The following is a 653-nucleotide window of genomic DNA, read 5'->3' on the forward strand; positions in this document are numbered from 1 at the left end:
CACTGTCGGTTTGTCGGAGACGCAGACTTCCCAGTTAGCAACACCGAAATTCACCAGCCAGGGCTGCAAGAGCGTGATGTGGAAATGATGACAACATCGCTCTCTGGCATGATGCTCTATGTAGCGAAACACGATTGCTTAGGCGTGCTTCCCCAGTCTTTGGCGCAGAAATGGCAATCGGCTTTGAATCTGCAAGTCATTCAAACTCCAATGTTTTCCGAGCCGTTCAGCTATAAACTGATTTTCCATAAACGAGATGAGTCGAGTACTTCCCATCAACGTTTGCGAGCTTGGGCGCGTGACCAATTTGCTACAGGCCTAAACGCCTGACGCGGTCGCACATCAAGGCGTTTCGCCAAAAACTCTTTCTCTCTTCTTAAACGCCCCTTTTATGACCAAATGTGCATATGTTAAAAATGACTTAACGATCAATATGGACGTTCAGGTCGTATACTTTTCCATAACCGCACAAAAGGAGTGAAGCATGCCCACCAACAACCCAATCGCAATCCAAGCCCTTGATCATGTCGTGTTAAGAACGTGCAACCTCGACGCCATGTTGCATTTCTATCGAGATGTTTTGGGTTGCCCAGTCGAGCGCGAAGTAATGGAGCTTGGTTTAACCCAGCTTAGGGCTGGTAACGCATTGATTG

The 653-nt window shown here is 47.8% G+C and carries 1 protein-coding gene and 1 pseudogene; both read left to right on the forward strand.

Annotated features, from left to right (window positions below; translation table 11 throughout):
- Positions 1 to 330, forward strand: a pseudogene (locus R7044_RS25960) (LysR family transcriptional regulator); the annotation flags it as partial.
- A gap of 154 nt (positions 331 to 484) precedes the next feature.
- Positions 485 to 653, forward strand: a 169-nt coding sequence (locus R7044_RS25965; protein ID WP_225456090.1) for a VOC family protein, incomplete at its 3' end; no start/stop codon positions are given.

This window comes from Vibrio sp. 1402 (assembly GCF_033340275.1).